Source organism: Janibacter sp. CoH_79_TC_3, from assembly GCF_058197955.1.
Genome location: NZ_JBXWIV010000002.1, coordinates 52,002 through 70,139 on the forward strand (window position 1 = coordinate 52,002; position 18,138 = coordinate 70,139).

Sequence of the window (18,138 nt, forward strand, 5' to 3'; positions counted from 1 at the left end):
ATTTAAACCAAGCTAAATAGTCATTGACTCATCAAAGGAAAACAAAAAAAGCAAGGCATTAGATGCCTTGCTTTTTTACGGATAGAAATTACCTAATGAAATATAGAGTGTTGAATTAATTAAATAAAAACTAAAATTTTTAAGGCAAAATTTATGATATAAAAATCTGTAACTTCAACTATTCAACGTACCAAAAGAACAGGTGATAGGGTGCTGGCAATAATCTCTGTGGTGGTACTACCCAAAAATAAATGCTGGAGCTTAGAACGCCCATAAGCCCCAACCACAATGATGTCGATGTTATTTTCAAGTTGAAAGCCGAGTAAGCCATCAACCGCATCAAGCAGTGGCAGGTGATGGGCATCTACGCTAAAGCCTGCTGTCCTCAATTGCATGGTAGCGTCGTCAAGGCTTTTTTTAGACGCCTCATTATCATGACCGACCATTACGATATGACCTTGCAGGCCTTGTAAAAGATTGCTTTTCGCTAGCATCTGGATGGCATTCATCGCGGTTTTACTACCATCAAACGCCACCATATAGGATTGGGGCTCTTTAAATTTCTCTGAACAAATTAACACAGGTATGTTTGAGGCACGGGCAACCGTTTCGATTTGGCTACCGATATTGATTCGGCTGTTTTTATGATCTTCACCGCGGCGGCCCATGACGATAGCACGGTTTTTTGCTTGAAAGTATTCAATCGCTGGCAGCAGCTTCCCGCGGCGTTGATAGATGCAGACGTTCACGCCTTTAAAGTTACTTTGGATATGACTTTTTGCGTCTTGTACTAATGCATTGCTGTAGCTGTTTACCACCTGAGCCCGTTGCTCATCCAGCTCGGATAACTCATCGAGTAAAGACTGGCGACTATTAATGCCAATGGCGCCAGATAAATCGTGTCTGATCGAAGCTGCTACGTCGCTAACGTGCAATAATGCTACCGATATGTCCAGCTTGCTTGCGTACCACGCGGCATAATCACATACTGAGCCAGTCACCGCTGAGCCATCGATACAAGCCAAAACGTGCTCTTCCGTTATCATAATCTGTCCTTAGTTTCATCTATCATCTGATAAGCGTCTTTTATCCTGATGTTATAGATATTTTTAACCTAAATTGCTAATAACTTGTCTTTCGCTATTATCTTACCTCAAATGCAGTCATTTCAACATTAAAGCACTGTGCTTTAAATTTCTTTCCAAGAATATATTTTTTCAAATATAGAACAATATTTCATTAGTTAAGTCATCATGAGTAATGGCAAACAATAGAGTGCATTGCAATTATAAAACATGAGTATGAACCAATAATAATTGTGTTTTCTAAAAATTGTCAAATAGGTCTGCTAGTCAAAAAGCTGATATCTATCAAAACTTCATCTATTAATTGATAGATGATGGTTATATGGCTTCATATTATTTAAAAATTATATTTATCATATTTCCTATTCTTTCTTTCAGAAACATCTTCTCTTAATATTATTTTTAATCGCTGTAATTTGGCAACTACTTAGCTATAAAAGTAAAAAAGACAATGATGTGAACCACCAAAGAGCAGCATACAACTCAGTTCACAGTCACTGCTTAAAGCAGTCCATAGTTCTTTAAAGTTACAGCTATCTGAATAAATTTTTGAACATTTATTCAAGAAATTTTTCAAATACTAACTAAGTATAAAATTTTTTTGGTTATATGTATTTGAAGAAAATTTAAACTAGCATTACAAAAAAATTAAAAAAGAAGATTGGATATCATTATTAATAATGAACTATTGTTAATAATTATAATGATATTTAATGTGCAATATTAAAATCTAAAACAATCGGCTTGTCTTTTATTGTAAAGTTGTTAATATACTACATCGTATTTTATTGCTATTTCGGTATCAAATTTATCATTATTATGAGAATTTGGTTTTAATAGGGAAGTTACTAGGAAAAAAGGTATGAGTGCAATTAATCACGAAGAGCGCGTCCGTCATGAAGGTTTACGTGAAAAAATCATGTCTGCGGAGCAAGCAGCGACATTTATCTCACATGACATGAATGTTGGAATGAGTGGTTTTACGGGAGCAGGTTATCCAAAAGCCATCCCAGCTGCATTAGCAGAGCGTATGAAAGCGGCTCAAGCACGCGGTGAAGAATTCAAAATCGGTTTATTAACCGGCGCGTCAACTGCCGCAGAGTGTGATGGTGTATTGGCTGAAGCCAATGGTATCAAAATGCGCACGCCTTATCAGTCAGAAGCTGCCCTTCGTAAGCAAATTAACGCCGGCGAAACCCATTATTTTGATATGCACTTATCGCATGTTGCTCAGCAAAGCACCTTTGGTTTCTACGGTGACATGCATGTGGCGGTGGTTGAAGTGGCCGGTATTTTGCCAGATGGTCGCCTGATTCCTTCTACCTCTATCGGTACCAATAATGCATGGTTGCATAATGCTGACAAGATTATTCTTGAAGTTAATAGCCGCCAAAGCCTGTTACTAGAAGGTATGCATGATATCTTTGATGATATTGGTGTACCGCCGTATCGTAAGCCAATTCCGATTACCACGCCAGGTGAGCGTGTTGGCTCGCCTTACCTAACTTGTGATTTGGATAAAGTCGTTGCCGTGGTCTTAACAGATTCGCCTGACCGCAATAGCAAATTTGCTGATCCTGATGAATGCTCGAATAAAATTGCCGGTTATATTATTGACTTTTTCCATGAAGAAGTGAAAAAAGGCCGCATGCCAGCTAACTTATTGCCTATCCAATCAGGTGTAGGTAACGTTGCCAATGCGGTATTGGCAGGATTACAAGCCAGTCCGTTTGAGAATTTAACCGGCTATACCGAAGTATTGCAAGACGGTATGTTAGATTTAATTATGTCAGGCAAAATGACCCAAGCTTCTGCTACTGCTATGTCGTTAAGCCCAGATGCATTAGATCGTTTTAACGCCAATATCGAAGAATTGCGCAAACGCATTATCTTGCGCCCACAAGAAATCACTAACCATCCTGAAGTCTCGCGTCGTCTCGGCGTGTTGGCTATCAATGCGATGATTGAGTGTGACCTTTATGGTAACGTCAACTCAACCCACGTCATGGGTACCAACATGATGAATGGTTTGGGCGGCTCTGGCGACTTTGCTCGTAACGCCTTTACCTCAATGTTTGTAAGTCCGTCGGTTGCCAAAGGTGGCGCTATCTCATGTATTACACCGATGGTGTCACACGTTGACCATACCGAGCATGATGTGATGATTATCGTCACTGAGCAAGGTTTGGCTGACTTGCGTGGTTTATCACCGCGTCAACGCGCGCAAAAAATCATTGATAACTGTGCGCATCCAGACTATCGCCCTATGCTGCAAGATTACTATGATCGCGCTGCACAGACTGCTGGTATGCAAACGCCTCATATCCTGAGTGAAGCATTGTCTTGGCATCAACGTTATGTTGAAACCGGCGATATGCGCGTCAAAAAAGGTTTGGCTTTGGCGGTTTAAACGCTTAATTAAAAGGCTAATTCAAGGTTTAACGCCAAAATCAGCGCCATAGCTAGCTGATGACACCATTAAAAACACCGCTTGTCTATTCAGATAAGCGGTGTTTTTTTATACTTTTATAATATCTAAAGAGAAATTTAAAAGTAAGGTTAAAGCTAATATGATAGCTTTAACAACCTCATTTGAAAGGTATAGATTTTGAATGCTTAACTGTGACTATTTAAATACTCAATCAATGGCTTGATGCCAGAGTCTGCAACACCAACGCCTTGGGCGACTAAGCGGCCTTCTTTATCTAATACAGAAATCAGGTTAGAGTGGTTGATATCGCCATTATCGGCAAATTGATACTTGATATTTAAGGTATTGGCAAGCATGCGGGTACTGGCTTCATCGCTACAAATCAGGCGCCAGTTATCGCCAAGATCATTATGCTCAGCAAAGTTTTTCATCACCTCGACGCTATCGCGCTCAGTGTCTAATGTCGCCAGTAAAAACTCCGTTTGCGCACGCGCTTCAGGCGTCATCTCTTTATACATCTGTTTCATCGATTGCACTAAGATAGGGCAGGTGTGCTGACAGCTGGTATAAGCCATCACCACTACTTGATTTTTACCCTTAAGATTATCAAGCTCAAAGGTATTGCCACGATGGTCTGTCCAGTCGCCGCCTGCCTGATAGATAGAATAATCTTGTCCCAATGCTTCTGCCGGTTCTTGCGCATTCATATCGGCATGATTCATCTGTTGATGGTCCATGTCCTTCATATCGTGATGATTATCTTTCGCTACTTTAGATTCAGAAGTAGCATCAGGTTGACTTTCTTGTGTCGTCGCCGAGTTAGGCGCGTCAGGGTTGCTACAAGCGAGTAAGCCCATACATAGTCCAGCCGCCAAGGTTAGTTTGATAGCATGAGATACATGAGCTAATGAGTGAGTCGCTGTATTTTGCAATCTTGTATTTTGAATGGTTTTTATTGTTTTCATAAGACAATCCTTAGAGGCCATTAAATTCAATTGAGAATAAAAAGTAGGGCGCTATGTTAAAAGGGCAATATGTTAAAAGGGCGCTAGGTTAAAGTAGAGCGCTGTATTGAGGCAAATTAATTACTAGCACAGCGAAAACCAAGGCTGCTAACCGTATATTTGGCTTCTAAGCTTGAGCGAAAACCATAACGCATAAAGGCCGCATAATCACTTGGGTCGACCGCACCTGCTGCGCCCGAGCCGCAGAACATCTGTTGGTTTAGGTTGCTATCGGCACGCGATTCGCCAGTCACTAAGCTATTGTTAAAATTCTCTGTCCATTCCCAAATCAAACCGTGCATGTCTTTGACGCCCCAATAGTTGGCAGGGCTTTGTCCAACATCGGCAAGTTGGTCTTTGCTACCAGCCGATTTGCCATACCAATCAAGGATGCGTTGGTTGTAGCCGGCCTCCAAGCTACCATTTTTATTGGTGGTAGAAGCCTGCGCGACATATTCCCACTGTTCAACGGTTGGCAAGCGCTTGTTTTGAGCGCGGCAATACTGATTGGCGGCATACCATGACACATTGACCACAGGCTTACGAAAATCCGCCTTTTTAGGGACAGAGATATCTTTGGTATTGAGCCAGTGCTTTAAATAACCGGCATCGGCAAAAATTGGCGCAATTGCTCGTTGGCGAAATTTTGGGTTTTCTTTTAAAAACTGATAAAACTGTATATTAGTAACTGGCAGCTCATCAATTTTAAATTTATCAACTGCCACTAACGGTGAATTTTTACTCAAATATAACGGACGATAAGTGCCCGGCTGAATGGTCAGCTCTTTTGCTTGTGCTTGCGTGCTCATAAACGCAAAGTCGGTTGTTACAGTCAGCGCACTGACCACCAATAGCAGTGCTAGCGGGCGAGCAGTCGTATTCAGAATCTTTTGGGTGGTAATTTTTACAGTCTTGTTTTTATAAGTTTTAATGCTGCGAGTGTTGCTTTTGCGAGTGTTAGTGATGTAAGTCCATAACATAACTAATCTCCTAGTAGTGCCAAAAAAGGGCGGGGCGTATAACAAACAGTTAATCAAGCCGTCAATCATTTAGCCATCTAGTCAATTAACCACTATAAAAATTTTCTGTTTTTAAAGCTTTGTTTATAGTGACGGTGCCAAACTCAGATTGAGTGAGACACCGTTTTGACGTAACGATAGAATATTTGATTATTTAATTAAAATGGCTTTTCAATAGCGACTGGTCGCTAAAAACCTTTTCACCGAACAGTCCATAGTATCTGTCTAAACCCTATTATTTACGAGCGGCTTTGACATCTGCTGGCGTGACTTCACCACCTTTATTACCCCAACTATTGATGATATAAGTGACGACGTTAGCGACTTTTTCATCATCTAAGGCGACCGCTGGCATCACACTGTTGTACTCTTCACCGTTAACGGTAATTTTGCCAGTTAAGCCATGCAAAATAGCATTGATGGCACGTTTGGGGTCTTGGTTAAGATAGTCTGATTTGGCCAATGGTGGGAAGGCTTTTGGTATACCAACACCATTTAATTGGTGACAAGCTGCACAGTTACTGGCATAAACAGACTCACCCATTTTAATTCTTTCTTGCTTGTTGGCAGCGGTCACTACGGGAGCCGGTGCATTGGTTTTGCCGAGGCTTTGCGCCGCTGAGCCTTCAGGTAAATAGACCTCTTCACGCACTTTTCCAGAGTAAATTTTTGCATTTTCAGGACCTTGAACATCGATGATACCAAGCGCCCCTTTGTTAAATGCTCGGAAAATAGAGTGGTCAACGATCACAAGCTCGCCTGGAACATCTACTTTAAACTGGGTAATAGCCGCGCCACCTGCTGGAATAAGCGTGGTTTGAACATTATGGTTTTCAGCGCTACCGCCTTCCATATTTACTTTATCAAAAATCTCACCGATGACGTGGAATGATGAAACCAAGTTAGGACCACCGTTACCAACAAACAGACGAATCGTTTCACCAACTTTCGCTTTAAGCGAGTTTTCACCTGTTAGCGCACCTACTGAACCGTTAAATAACACGTAGTCAGCTTGTTCTTTTACCGCTTTTTCCATATCAAAAGGTTGCAGCCCTTTATCACCATAGTTGCCTTTGGTGTAGAAATCGCCTTGCATCACATAGAATTCGCGATCAACTTTTGGTAAACCTTCTTCTGGCTCAACCAAAATCAGACCATACATACCGTTTGCGATGTGCATACCAACGGGCGCTACCGCACAGTGATAAACGTATAAGCCCGGTTTTAACGCTTTAAAGTTAAACTCAGAGGTATAACCAGGAGAGGTAAACGAAGAAGCGGCACCGCCCCCTGGACCAGTCACGGCATGTAAGTCAATATTGTGCGGCATTTTAGAGTCAGGATGGTTTGACAAATGAAACTCAATTTCATCACCTTGACGTACGCGAATAAATTGTCCTGGCACCTGACCGCCAAATGTCCAGAAATTATACTCAACGCCATCCGCTAAGCGCATGGTTTTTTCCACAGTTTCCATTTTTACGATGACTTTTGCCGCATAGTCACGATCGATGGGCGGAGGTACGTCAGGCGCATGGGTGATAATAGCGTCAATCACTGGTAACTCACCATCTTTAGTATTTGGCGCCTTGCTATCTTTGGTAGCTTGAGTGGTTTCTGCTTTGGTTGCGCTGGCTTCATCAGGGTTTGATTTATCACAACCGACCATCCCTGCTGTACCAAGAGCGAGTAGACATGCTAGAGCAAGTTTAGAGTAGCTAAGTGATTGCTGATGAAAAGATGTTGAATTAAAAAGGCGCATAAGGCTCTCCAAAAATTGAAAATAAGTGGCTCATTTAACAAAGCTCGATTTTTATCGCTTTCGTCATCCTAATGTTAATTGTGAAGAAAAGCAAAAAACACTGTTAAAATAATAAGATTAAACAATAAAATTATAAAGATATTGAGCTTTTAAACTGGCTTCCATAAGATGTATTTTAAATGAATGTTTAAAAATAAGCGAATTATTTCTGTAAGATTTATTCACGCTTTTTATACTGGTGAGTTATAGATTTAGCTAGGTATTTTTGCGATTTGGTGTGCTAGAAGGAGGGTATTGGTTTAAGGGCTATAAGCTTTGGGAATTCTCAACGAATGCAATTTAGCAAAATGATTGCTATGAAAGTAGGCAAATAAGGTGGTTCAAACATTTCTAATTCTTTTTATTCGTATCAAATCCAACCTATGATGTTTGGTTTATTTTAATAAACAGTTAATAAAAACAAACAAGAAGCTCCTATTTACTATCAGATTTATATCATAAGGTCGTCTTAATTGTGCTTATTTTAGACTATTCATATTTCAAAATGGTTTTTTAGCAAAAAACCCCATTAAGCATTTAATGTTTAGATAGCTGTCAAGGAGATTAAGATGAAAAGAATACCCGAAAATGTAGGATTAACCAAAGCGCGACAGGCATTATGGATAGCATTGTTCGCCGGTATTCTCGGCGTCACGGCTTGTAGCAATGAAAGAGAAGATGTGGTGGCAGATTCGACCGAAGTGACAGATGAAGTTGCGGTTGTTGAAGAGAGCGAAGCAGGCAATGATATTAATGAAGGGAATGAAGTTGTCGAAACGGGCATGACTGCAGATGGCATGGCAGCGTCGGATAATGACGGTGAGCAAAAAGCCGATGATACCGTCACTGTCAATGAAAATAATTCAAATTTAGACCAAACACCTGCAGATGGTGTGCAGTAAACAATTGAATAGCTATTAATCTGAACTCGAAATGTTGGGTATTATTGGATGTTATAGCGATATTATTCAATCATAGGCTTTAAAGATAACAGTTAAAGAAAATAAAAAACTAAGTAAAATAAAAAGCCCACTGACAAAATCAGTGGGCTTTTTATTTATATAGCAGACACTCATGTCTGGACTGCATTTGACTGAACTTAGACTGCCCAGCAAGAACAACCAAAAGCGCCGAAAAAGTCTTTAAAGTTAGATACCGGTGCTTTCGAAGTCCAGGCTTTTGCATGGTTGTGACCATGCAGCGTACAAGCACTGGCACAGCCGCAAGACATTGCTGCTTGATTCATAAGTGGCGCTAGGGAGTTTCTACCAGCGCCTTCAGGCTCGCCCCATGCACCGTAACCACCATATTGATTGACTGGCGACCAATCCGGCATCGCCGGTGGTAGTGGGGTGTCATAACCTGAGAACTCACCATCGGCATAGACAATCTTGCCACCAACAACCGTCATATTTGAGGTTAAGTAAGCAATCTCGTTTTCTGCTACGCTAAAGAAATCTTTACTTGGGACGATAAAATCCGCTAAATGTCCGACTTCGATGCGACCGCGTTCGCCTTCTTGGTTAGAGAACCAAGCGACCTTTTCGGTCCACATCCGTAGTGCCGTCTCGCGATCAACGAGATTGTCTTGCTCATAAAGTTTCATACCGCCAACAGTCTTGCCAGTAATTAACCATGCTAACGATACCCAAGGGTTATAAGAGGCGACGCGTGTGGCATCGGTACCGGCAGAGACATTGACACCGCTATCTAACATTTGCTTAACAGGTGGGGTATTGGCCGCTGCCGCTGTGCCATAGCGCTCGGCGAAATACTCACCTTGATAGGCCATACGGTGCTGGACAGCAATCCCGCCACCAAGCTCAGCGATACGGTCGATATTGCGCTGTGAGATGGTTTCGGCATGGTCAAAGAACCAGTTTAAACCATCAATAGGAATATCTTGATGTACCTTTTCGAACACATTTAACGAGCGCTCAATGGTTTCATCATAAGTGGCATGCATGCGCCATGGCCATTTATTCTGTGCCAAAATCCGCACCACTTCTTCAAGGTCGCCTTCCATTTCTGGCGGCATCTCTGGGCGTGGTTGGCGGAAATCTTCAAAATCTGCTGCTGAAAATACCAACATTTCACCCGCCCCATTATGACGGAAGTAATCATCACCTTGCTTGTAATTAGTGGTTTGCGTCCAATTTAAGAAGTCTTCTTTCTCTTCTTTTGGCTTTTGGGTAAATAAGTTATAAGCCATGCGTACGGTCAGCAGATTGTCATCATTGAGTTTTTGTACGACTTCATAGTCGTCAGGGAAATTCTGTGAACCACCGCCAGCGTCAATGATACCTGTGACACCCAAGCGGTTTAGCTCACGCATAAAATGACGCGTAGAGTTCACTTGGTAGTCAAATGGCAGCTTTGGACCTTTGGCTAGGGTGGCGTACAAGATAGTAGCATTCGGCTGAGCGAGCAGCAGGCCTGTCGGATTGCCATTGGCATCACGCTGAATCTGGCCACCTGGCGGTTCTGGCGTGTCTTTGGTATAACCAACGGTACGCAGCGCTGCGGCATTAAGTAGGGCGCGGTCATATAAATGTAGAATGAAAACCGGCGTATCTGGTGAAATAGCGTTAATTTCGTCTAACGTTGGTAAGCGCTTTTCCACAAATTGATTTTCGGTAAAACCGCCAACGATACGTACCCACTGCGGCGAAGGTGTTTTATCCACTTGTGCCTTTAGCATAGACATGGCGTCTGCTAATGAGCGTACCCCATCCCAGCGCAGCTCCATATTATAGTTGAGACCACCACGAATCACGTGCGTATGGTTGTCGAACAGACCCGGTATCACGCTACGACCATTGAGGTTAATGACCTTGGTATTGGCACCAGCCAGTTCTCTGATGTCTTTGTCGTTACCAACGGCAATAAAGCGATCATCTTTAATCGCCACCGCACTAGCAGAAGGTTTGGCGCGATCCAACGTCGTCATTTTGCCGTTATAATAAATAATGTCAGGGCTTGTCATAATATTATCCTAGTAAAGGTAAGAGAATTCCTTATCACAGCAGTTGGTCTTTTTTGCCAGTATCAGCAAGCAAGAAATTGGCGCTATCTTTAAAGTCCTATTGCTCAACGTGCTATTACTTAACGTCTTGTTTTCCACAAAGCCACTTCTCAGCGTCTTGTCATTTTAAAAGCGATTCATCGTTTTTTATGTCTTTTGCAATCGATACGATTTTAGGGTGTCGAGTGGCAGGTGTGTCAATTGGCGTTGCTATCTTCTCAGCGCTAAAAGGGTTGTCAGCAACCAGCTGCTTGCCAAACGGTATCATTTGTTCGCCTATTAACATTCCTAATAATCCAATCAATGCAGCAACAGGTGGCGCAGGTGAGCGTACCTGTAGCACCCCATAAAGTAAGCCTGCAAGAATACCGACAACCAATGAGATAATATAAATTTTCATATGCTTAACGTTTCTAATGAAGGGTTATAGCCTCTAATATCGGCTTAATCGGTTTTAATTTTTGCTTGGTTAAGACAAAATTAAATCTTAACCAAGCTGAGTTGCTATTAGTTTTTAAAACCAATATTATTTTTTTAGCAGCGCAGGGTTCGGACCGATACTACCGATAGACTGAGCGCGGGCAGGGGCTTTATGTACCATCGTATATGCATAATCAACACCCATACCATAAGCACCAGAATGCTCTCTGACGATGTCCATCACCGCATCATAAGTGGCTTTATTGGCCCAATCACGTTGCCACTCTAATAGCACTTGTTGCCAAGTCACTGGAATCACGCCTGCTTGCATCATACGCTCCATCGCATATTGGTGGGCTTCAACAGAAGTACCGCCAGACGCATCCGCCACCATATAGATTTCATAATCAGTGTCTTGCATGCATGATAATGCGAAAGATAAATTGCAGACCTCAGTCCATAGGCCAGATACCACGATTTTTTTACGACCATTAGCAGCATGTTTTGCCAAGGCATCACGGACGTTTTGATCATCCCAAGAGTTCATTGAAGAACGTTCAAGGGTTTCATTTTCAGGAAAAACACTTAACAGTTCAGGGAAGGTATTACCAGAGAAGCTGGCTGTTTCAACTGCCGTGATAGTCGCCGGAATATTGAAAGTTTTAGCCGCTTTTGCTAAGCCAACGACGTTATTTTTTAAGCTTTGACGATCGATTGACTGTACGCCAAATGCCATCTGTGGCTGTTGATCAATAAAGATGATTTGGCTGTTTTGTGGGTTCAACAACTCTAGAAGATTCTTAGACATCTCGACATTCCTTTTAATGGGCTGAAGTTAACTACACTTAATCATTGATAATTATCAATAAAGATATATTAGCTGTTGATGGCAGGCGGATAAATAGCATTATTTACAAATGTAATTTCTCATTTAAAGAACAGTTCATTATAAAAATAAAAAGAAGCCATAAAAAAACGCCATACTAACCAGCATGGCGTTTCTATTATTTGGACGATAAAATTATCAAGATTTTAGACGTTTTTAACGATTTCTTTCGGTGGATTATAGTAGTACTTTACTCCGACGCCATAGGCTCCCGCGTGCTCTTTAATAAGTGAAGATTACAGTAAGGATATGTCTTAAGTACCAGTCGCTTCTTTTAATGCCTGCTTATCACGCATTTTTATCGCTGCATATAGCACTGGCAGGATAAAAGGTGCAATCGCCCATAAACCAATATAGATATATAGCACGGCGCCAACAAATGCGCCTATCGTAAAGCTGGCTACCAAGGTGAAGCTGTGTCTGAGGCTGTCCATATTGCAATTATTGCGGTCGAAGACATAATCTGATAAATCAATACCTAGCTGCGTGGTATTACCCGTCATCAAAAGCGTTGGTTTCATTTTACCCATCACACTTTTGCCAGCGGTATTACGAATCGCAAAGGCGGTCAAACCTAAGAAACCGGTAAAGGCGACCTCTAATGTACCTGCCTGCTCAAAAGGTCCAAAGTAAACAGCAGAGGCTAAGAAAGCCAATAAAAATATCACCTCAGCGAACAGTAAGTTACTTAAAATGGGCTTATTGGCACTGGTGATATTGATCATACGTTTGGTTATAATCACGGTAATCAAAAATACCGGCAATGCGCCGAGTTTGACCCATAAACCATCGCCGCCTTTGACCAAACCACCACCAGCCATCACCAAGTTACCTGTGACATGGTTGGTAAAGAAGCCGAGTAGGCCGATAAAACCAATGGTATCAATCGCGCCTCCCACGGTGGTCAACATGACTGGAATCTGATAGCGCTGCCAAAATGTGAGCTTCGCCGCTGAGTCTTTGTCTTTCATGCTATCGTTTGCCTCTGGATTAGCCATGCCGTTCTCCTATAAAGTTTCTCTATTTACTGACGGATTTCTATCAACTTTGATGGTCTTAACTTATCTGTCAGATGCTCAGCAATATGGCTATCAAGTGAGCCAATGCGCCGCTACTTAATAGGTTGGGTCTTTAGTAGCAGGACCATAAGTTATATACATGGTAAAGGGTCAGCTTAATGAGATAAATAACCGTTATCGCAAATATAAGTTCTGATTTAGATAACAATCATAAAATAGGCTAGATGAAAGTAAGTAAAAAGGTATTAAAGGAAGTTTGGCAAAACTTTATAGAATAAAGTCGTATAGATATCAAATAAGCCAGACTAGGCGAGAGAAGGTAGGGTTTTACGGTGTAATAGTATTGATTTCGCCATTAAAAAAACCGATCTGTTAGCAGACCGGTTTTTAAGAATGATTGTGTTTATATGTATGTTTATGCTTATATTCGAATGATAATTATTCGAGATAGCTTTTAAGTGCGAGATATTTAGCGACTGGTAAAGGTGATGGTCTTAGAGCCATTAGTAGATGGCTGACTAATCGTTACTTTGCTGTCTAAAATATCGCCGCGCGCATTGATTTTATAGCATTCTGACGAGCTGCCATTAGGATCGTTACTGAGTAGTAAGTTAGCTGAAGTCTCTATACAAAACCACGCGGTATTATTACTGTCTCTGGTCAAAGACCAATCTTGATTATAAGTGCCTATTTTTTGACGCATACTTCTATCAGCATAGACGTCCTCTTTAATCAGTTTGCTAGAGGCACCAACCGTTGCCATTTTGGGAATGCTTGTGGTCTGATTCGACAGTGAATATTTACCTGAGCTATCAGTAAAGCCATGGAATACCAATGGATTAAGAGTAAAGTAGTTAATAGCGACTGATTGATCAGTGACTTGATTGTTGACTTTATTGATGGTATTTACTTCAGCGCCTTGTACTTGTTTATTATTAAATACCATGCTGCCTTTGGGTGTCACTTTGATATCTGCAGAGGCTGTTTGATTGCCGACGTTCGCCACTAAGCTCTGGCTACGAGCTTTGGTATAGATATTGAGCATGGCTGCTTCAACGGGATATTGAGTGACAATGTTGTTTGAATTGCCCGGCATGGTGCCACCGTTCATACCGCCTGCACAAGCACTTAAGCCTACCGATACAGCGACAAGTAATCCTAATTTTTTCATGGTTTATTTCCTCGATTTATTTAACTGCAATTTATTTAATAAGTTATAGACCTATCTACTATAGTCGAATTTTTAAACGATAACATCTGCTGTGTATGCCTGCGCCTGCTATCCTTACATCATTATAACAACCGATTATTTTGTAGAAATTTATTGAATAAATGAGCGATAAAAACTGCTAGCCAATTAAAACATGATAAATAAGCATTTTTGCTGCTCATGCTTCTTTAGTCTGTTATCATTTCGTCCTGCAAAAACTCAGTTATTTTTTATAAGCACCAGTCGTTAGGACGTTAAAATGATCGTCAAGCAAAAGCCCAGCGCTATCAAACTGCTTTTTACCTTGCGTGGTTCTATCCTTCCAAAGGTCTATCCACAAATTTTGCTGATTAGCCTGATTAGTGCCTTCATTACCAATATTCAGCACGGATTCCCCAGCTCTTTTTCTTCTTATAGCGTCGCGCCCTTTACCTTACTTGGGATTGCGTTATCGTTGTTTTTAGGCTTTCGTAACAATGCCAGCTATCAGCGTTGGTGGGAAGCTCGGGGGTTGTGGGGTCAATTGGTCTACGATACGCGCAGCTTTACCCGTCAAGTGTTGTCTTATATAGAGGAAAACAGTGAGGAAGGACGAGACAGTCAGCGACGACTGGTTTATTTGAGCATCGCTTTTACCCATGCATTGCGTCATCGACTGCGAGACAGTTCGCCCTGGCAAGATGTGGAGCATTTTGTAGAGCCCATCCATCATACCAGCATGAGGCAAACACAAAATCTGCCAAATTATCTGCTACGACTGTTAGGTGAAGAGCTTGGCTATTGTCGGCAGCAGCGCTTGACGTCAGAGCATATGGTGCAAAACATGGATGAACGCCTGAATTCGATGACGGTGGTTTTGTCGGCTTGCGAGCGTATCCATAGCACGCCTTTGCCGTTTGCTTATACGCTATTGGTGCATCGTACGACTTACCTGTATTGTTTCATGCTGCCTTTTGGTTTGGTTTCTTCTTTAGGCTGGGTGACGCCCCTAATCTGCGGGGTTATTGCTTATACCTTCTTTGGTTTGGACGCGTTAAGTGAAGAGTTGGAGGAGCCTTTTGGTTTGGCTGCCAACCAATTGCCGCTGACAGCATTATCACGTACTATTGAGATTAATTTGCTGGAAGCTTTGGGCGAAACTGAGCTGCCACCCAATATTACGGCTGAGAACGGTTACTTGCAATAAACTATTTGCAATAAGCCCTCTATCATAAATAGTGGATATACTAGAAAAATATAGGTTACGAAAACATATACCTCCAAAATATATCTCATAAAAAAAGACCATTCAATAGGTATATACAGCCAAGTGCTTTGCTACCTATAAGCAAAACGGCAGCAGTGATAAAGCAAGGGTAGAGGCGGCGCCATTTTATATCAATCATCTTGATGATAAATGGCGCAAATAAGCTATTTACTATTATTGCTCATACTAGCATCAGTTGTTTGCTGGACGATTTGTTCGACTTGCATAAAATCTGTATGCCGCACATCTTTGCCGCTGGTGCAAAAAATGACCAGTTCAGCAATGTTTTTAGCGTGATCACCCACCCGTTCTAAGGCGCGTAATACCCAAAGTATGTTAATCACTTTGGACACATGGCGGCTGTCTTCCATAATATAGGTCATCAAGGCTCGAGTGGCAGATTGGTACTCTTCATTAACCGCTGTATCACTTTGCAATACCGAAAACGCTTGCTGAGGATTCATATGTGAAAAGGCGTCAATCGCATCAAGCAGCATCAGGCGCACCTGATTGGATAAATGCTGAACCTCTGAATAGCCTCTTGGAGAGGCGCCATCTTTAATCAGTTTGCATGCCATACGGGCAATTTTTTCTGCTTCATCGCCCACACGTTCAAAGTCAACAATGCCTTTACTAAGCGCCATGACTAAGCGCAAATCATTGGCGGCTGGTTGGCGTTTGGTGACTAATAAAATGATTTGTTCGTCGATTTTAATCTCTAGCTGATTGATTAGATGGTCGTCTGCAATCACTTTTTTTGCAGTTGCTTCATCTGCAGCTATCAAGGCGCGTGTCGCAACCATGACTTGCTCTGCTGCTAGGTGACCCATTTTCATAAACAGCTCAATCACGTCATGTAAGTCATTATCAAAACTCTTTGATAAATGCTTTGCCGTTATCGCCATGCTTACTTCCTTAATCGTATTGATGTTGCTCATAAAAATATTGCCAAAATGAATAGCGTGATAAATGACTGCTAGAAATGATTGCTTTAAACAAACAGCCACTTAGCCATAACGACCGGTAATATAATCTTCAGTCGCTTTTTGTGCGGGATTGGTGAATATTTGATCTGTTTCACCCATTTCTACCATATCTCCCAAATACATATAAGCGGTATAGTCGGAGACACGTGCAGCCTGCTGCATGTTGTGGGTCACGATAGCAATCGTATAGTCGTTTTTTAAATCAGTAATCAAATCTTCAATAGCGCCAGTAGAGATAGGATCAAGCGCTGACGTTGGCTCATCTAATAGCAATACTTCAGGTTTCGTTGCTACCCCGCGGGCGATACATAGTCGCTGCTGTTGACCGCCAGATAGTGACAATCCTGAGGCTTTTAGTTTGTCTTTGACTTCCAGCCATAACGCTGCCTTTTTCAATGCCCATTCGACACGCTCATCTAGCTCCGCTTTGCTGAGCTTTTCATAGAGACGGACGCCAAATGCGACGTTGTCATAAATGGACATCGGGAAGGGTGTGGGCTTTTGAAAGACCATGCCGACACGCGCACGCAGCAAATTAACATCCATGTCTTTTGCCAGAATATTTTGGCCATCAAGGGTGATTTGACCTTCAGCATGCATACTTGGATATAAGTCATACATACGGTTAAAGGTACGTAGCAGCGTTGATTTACCGCAGCCTGAAGGACCAATAAAAGCCGTGACCTTTTTTTCTGGAATATCGATGTTGATATTTTTTAATGCTTGGAAGTCGCCATAGTAAAAGTCTAAATCGCGAATGGTAATCTTGGCAGGCGGCATGTTGTCAGGCATGTCTGCCATGGTTTGCTTGATAAGATGGGCAATATCTGGTTGTTTATGCTGACCATTGTTAAACCTAGCGTCATCCAGTAAACGGCGTTTGCTGCTGGTATCTGTCATCGGCTTAGTCGCTTTTCTCTCTAATAAATCAGTCATAATGGTATCCATCTGTTTTAAAGTTTTATTAAATGGGGGTGTTTTTTTGCTATTAGCTGTGCTTCTGTTAGCCTTAAACTATCTGCTATGATCTTTGCCCCCGATAAAGCGCGCCGCAATATTTAAGAATAATACTGTCGCGGTAATCAGTAGCGCCGCTGCCCAAGCTAGTGCATGCCAGTTGTCATAAGGACTCATGGCAAACTGATAAATCGTATTGGGTAAGTTGGCCATCGGTTGACTCATATCGGTACTAAAGTATTGGTTGTTTAGCGCCGTGAATAGCAAGGGCGCGGTTTCACCGGTAATACGAGCAAAAGCGAGCAGCACACCGGTAGTCAGACCAGCTTTGGCAGCTTTCAGCGTCACCGTACTGACCAGCTTCCATTTTGGCGTACCCAGTGCATAAGCGGCTTCACGCAGTGTGTTAGGCACAAGGTTTAGCATGTTTTCTGTCGTACGTACGACGATAGGAATCACAATCAGCGCCAATGCCAATGCACCGGCCCAACCCGAAAAGCTCTGTCCTTTGACCATCAAGGCATAAATAAACAGACCAATCACGATAGATGGGGCAGACAATAAAATATCATTTAAAAAGCGGGTGACCTTACCTAACATACTGCCATGTGAAAACTCTGCTAAATAAATACCGGCCATCATGCCTATTGGCGCACCAATCGCCAAGCCCGAAAAGGCCAACATCACTGAGCCAACAATAGCGTTACGTAGACCACCTTCGCCCATCGGTGGCGGGGTATCTGCCATAAAGACAGGCATCTCGATTAAACCTTGAAAGCCTTCAATAAACAGCGTAATCAAAATCCAAATCAGCCAAAACAAACCAAATACAATCGCTGATAAGGCAAAACCAAGTCCCAGTCTGTTGATAAAACGGCGCTTGTTATAAAGACGCTTGTTGTAACGGTCTTCAAAGCTTGCAGAAGGCTGGCTTGTCTGGGTCGTTTGAGTAGTGACTGGTGCTAAAGTCATGAAGTGTTTGTCCTTCTTAGGTCAAATAATGGCTGCAAATAACGTGTTTAGTTTGTCTTGTTTTGATTTGCTTTGTT

At 42.0% G+C, this 18,138-nt stretch carries 15 protein-coding genes; 3 read left to right on the forward strand and 12 right to left on the reverse strand.

Going from position 1 to position 18,138, the window contains the following annotated elements; translation table 11 throughout:
- Positions 1-182 precede the first annotated feature (182 nt).
- Positions 183-1,046, reverse strand: coding sequence for a universal stress protein (locus tag AC2FA3_RS02385; protein WP_490508142.1), 864 nt, complete (start codon positions 1,044-1,046; stop codon positions 183-185).
- Positions 1,047-1,947: 901 nt separating this feature from the next.
- On the opposite strand from AC2FA3_RS02385, the gene scpC reads away from it, so the two are divergent.
- On the forward strand, positions 1,948-3,495 hold the full coding sequence (gene scpC, locus AC2FA3_RS02390; protein ID WP_201618566.1) for a succinyl-CoA:acetate CoA-transferase ScpC: 1,548 nt from the start codon (positions 1,948-1,950) through the stop codon (positions 3,493-3,495).
- 206 nt (positions 3,496-3,701) lie between these two features.
- Here the strand turns inward: scpC and AC2FA3_RS02395 are convergent, their stop codons facing one another.
- The 3 genes from AC2FA3_RS02395 to nirK form a co-directional block, all read right to left on the reverse strand.
- Entirely contained in the window at positions 3,702-4,481 is a 780-nt protein-coding gene (locus tag AC2FA3_RS02395) for an SCO family protein (protein WP_490508143.1), read from the reverse strand.
- A gap of 116 nt (positions 4,482-4,597) precedes the next feature.
- A complete protein-coding gene (locus tag AC2FA3_RS02400; protein ID WP_490508144.1) occupies positions 4,598-5,500 on the reverse strand; it encodes a formylglycine-generating enzyme family protein in 903 nt (300 codons plus the stop codon).
- Positions 5,501-5,774: 274 nt separating this feature from the next.
- On the reverse strand, positions 5,775-7,301 hold the full coding sequence (gene nirK, locus AC2FA3_RS02405) for a copper-containing nitrite reductase (RefSeq protein WP_265088389.1): 1,527 nt from the start codon (positions 7,299-7,301) through the stop codon (positions 5,775-5,777).
- A 608-nt stretch (positions 7,302-7,909) separates the two neighbouring features.
- Here nirK and AC2FA3_RS02410 point away from each other — a divergent pair.
- Positions 7,910-8,242 carry a hypothetical protein gene (locus AC2FA3_RS02410; protein WP_490508145.1) on the forward strand — a complete coding sequence of 111 codons (333 nt, stop codon included), beginning with the start codon at positions 7,910-7,912 and terminating at the stop codon, positions 8,240-8,242.
- Between the two features lie 197 nt (positions 8,243-8,439).
- On the opposite strand, the gene AC2FA3_RS02415 is transcribed toward AC2FA3_RS02410, so the two are convergent.
- The 5 genes from AC2FA3_RS02415 to AC2FA3_RS02435 all read right to left on the reverse strand — a co-directional run bounded on the left by AC2FA3_RS02415 (position 8,440) and on the right by AC2FA3_RS02435 (position 13,861).
- Positions 8,440-10,326 (reverse strand): amidohydrolase, encoded by a 1,887-nt coding sequence (locus AC2FA3_RS02415; protein WP_201542976.1) that lies wholly within the window; start codon positions 10,324-10,326, stop codon positions 8,440-8,442.
- Positions 10,327-10,486: 160 nt separating this feature from the next.
- Positions 10,487-10,765, reverse strand: a complete 279-nt coding sequence (locus tag AC2FA3_RS02420) for a DUF1427 family protein (protein ID WP_201609931.1) — start codon at positions 10,763-10,765, stop codon at positions 10,487-10,489.
- Between the two features lie 126 nt (positions 10,766-10,891).
- Positions 10,892-11,593: a hydrolase gene (locus AC2FA3_RS02425; protein WP_201542974.1), complete on the reverse strand. Its 702-nt coding sequence runs from the start codon at positions 11,591-11,593 to the stop codon at positions 10,892-10,894.
- Positions 11,594-11,925: 332 nt separating this feature from the next.
- Complete coding sequence (locus AC2FA3_RS02430) at positions 11,926-12,669, reverse strand: YoaK family protein (RefSeq protein WP_490508146.1); 744 nt, start codon at positions 12,667-12,669, stop codon at positions 11,926-11,928.
- Positions 12,670-13,159: 490 nt separating this feature from the next.
- Complete coding sequence (locus tag AC2FA3_RS02435; RefSeq protein WP_490508147.1) at positions 13,160-13,861, reverse strand: hypothetical protein; 702 nt, start codon at positions 13,859-13,861, stop codon at positions 13,160-13,162.
- 298 nt (positions 13,862-14,159) lie between these two features.
- Here AC2FA3_RS02435 and AC2FA3_RS02440 point away from each other — a divergent pair, with 298 nt between their 5' ends.
- Positions 14,160-15,086: a bestrophin family protein gene (locus AC2FA3_RS02440; protein WP_490508148.1), complete on the forward strand. Its 927-nt coding sequence runs from the start codon at positions 14,160-14,162 to the stop codon at positions 15,084-15,086.
- A gap of 224 nt (positions 15,087-15,310) precedes the next feature.
- Here the strand turns inward: AC2FA3_RS02440 and phoU are convergent, their stop codons facing one another.
- The 3 genes from phoU to pstA form a co-directional block, all read right to left on the reverse strand.
- Positions 15,311-16,084, reverse strand: a complete 774-nt coding sequence (gene phoU / locus AC2FA3_RS02445) for a phosphate signaling complex protein PhoU (RefSeq protein ID WP_490508149.1) — start codon at positions 16,082-16,084, stop codon at positions 15,311-15,313.
- Between the two features lie 69 nt (positions 16,085-16,153).
- Positions 16,154-16,912, reverse strand: a complete 759-nt coding sequence (gene pstB / locus AC2FA3_RS02450) for a phosphate ABC transporter ATP-binding protein PstB (RefSeq protein WP_490508445.1) — start codon at positions 16,910-16,912, stop codon at positions 16,154-16,156.
- A gap of 234 nt (positions 16,913-17,146) precedes the next feature.
- Positions 17,147-18,061, reverse strand: a complete 915-nt coding sequence (gene pstA, locus AC2FA3_RS02455) for a phosphate ABC transporter permease PstA (RefSeq protein ID WP_490508150.1) — start codon at positions 18,059-18,061, stop codon at positions 17,147-17,149.
- Positions 18,062-18,138 lie beyond the last annotated feature (77 nt).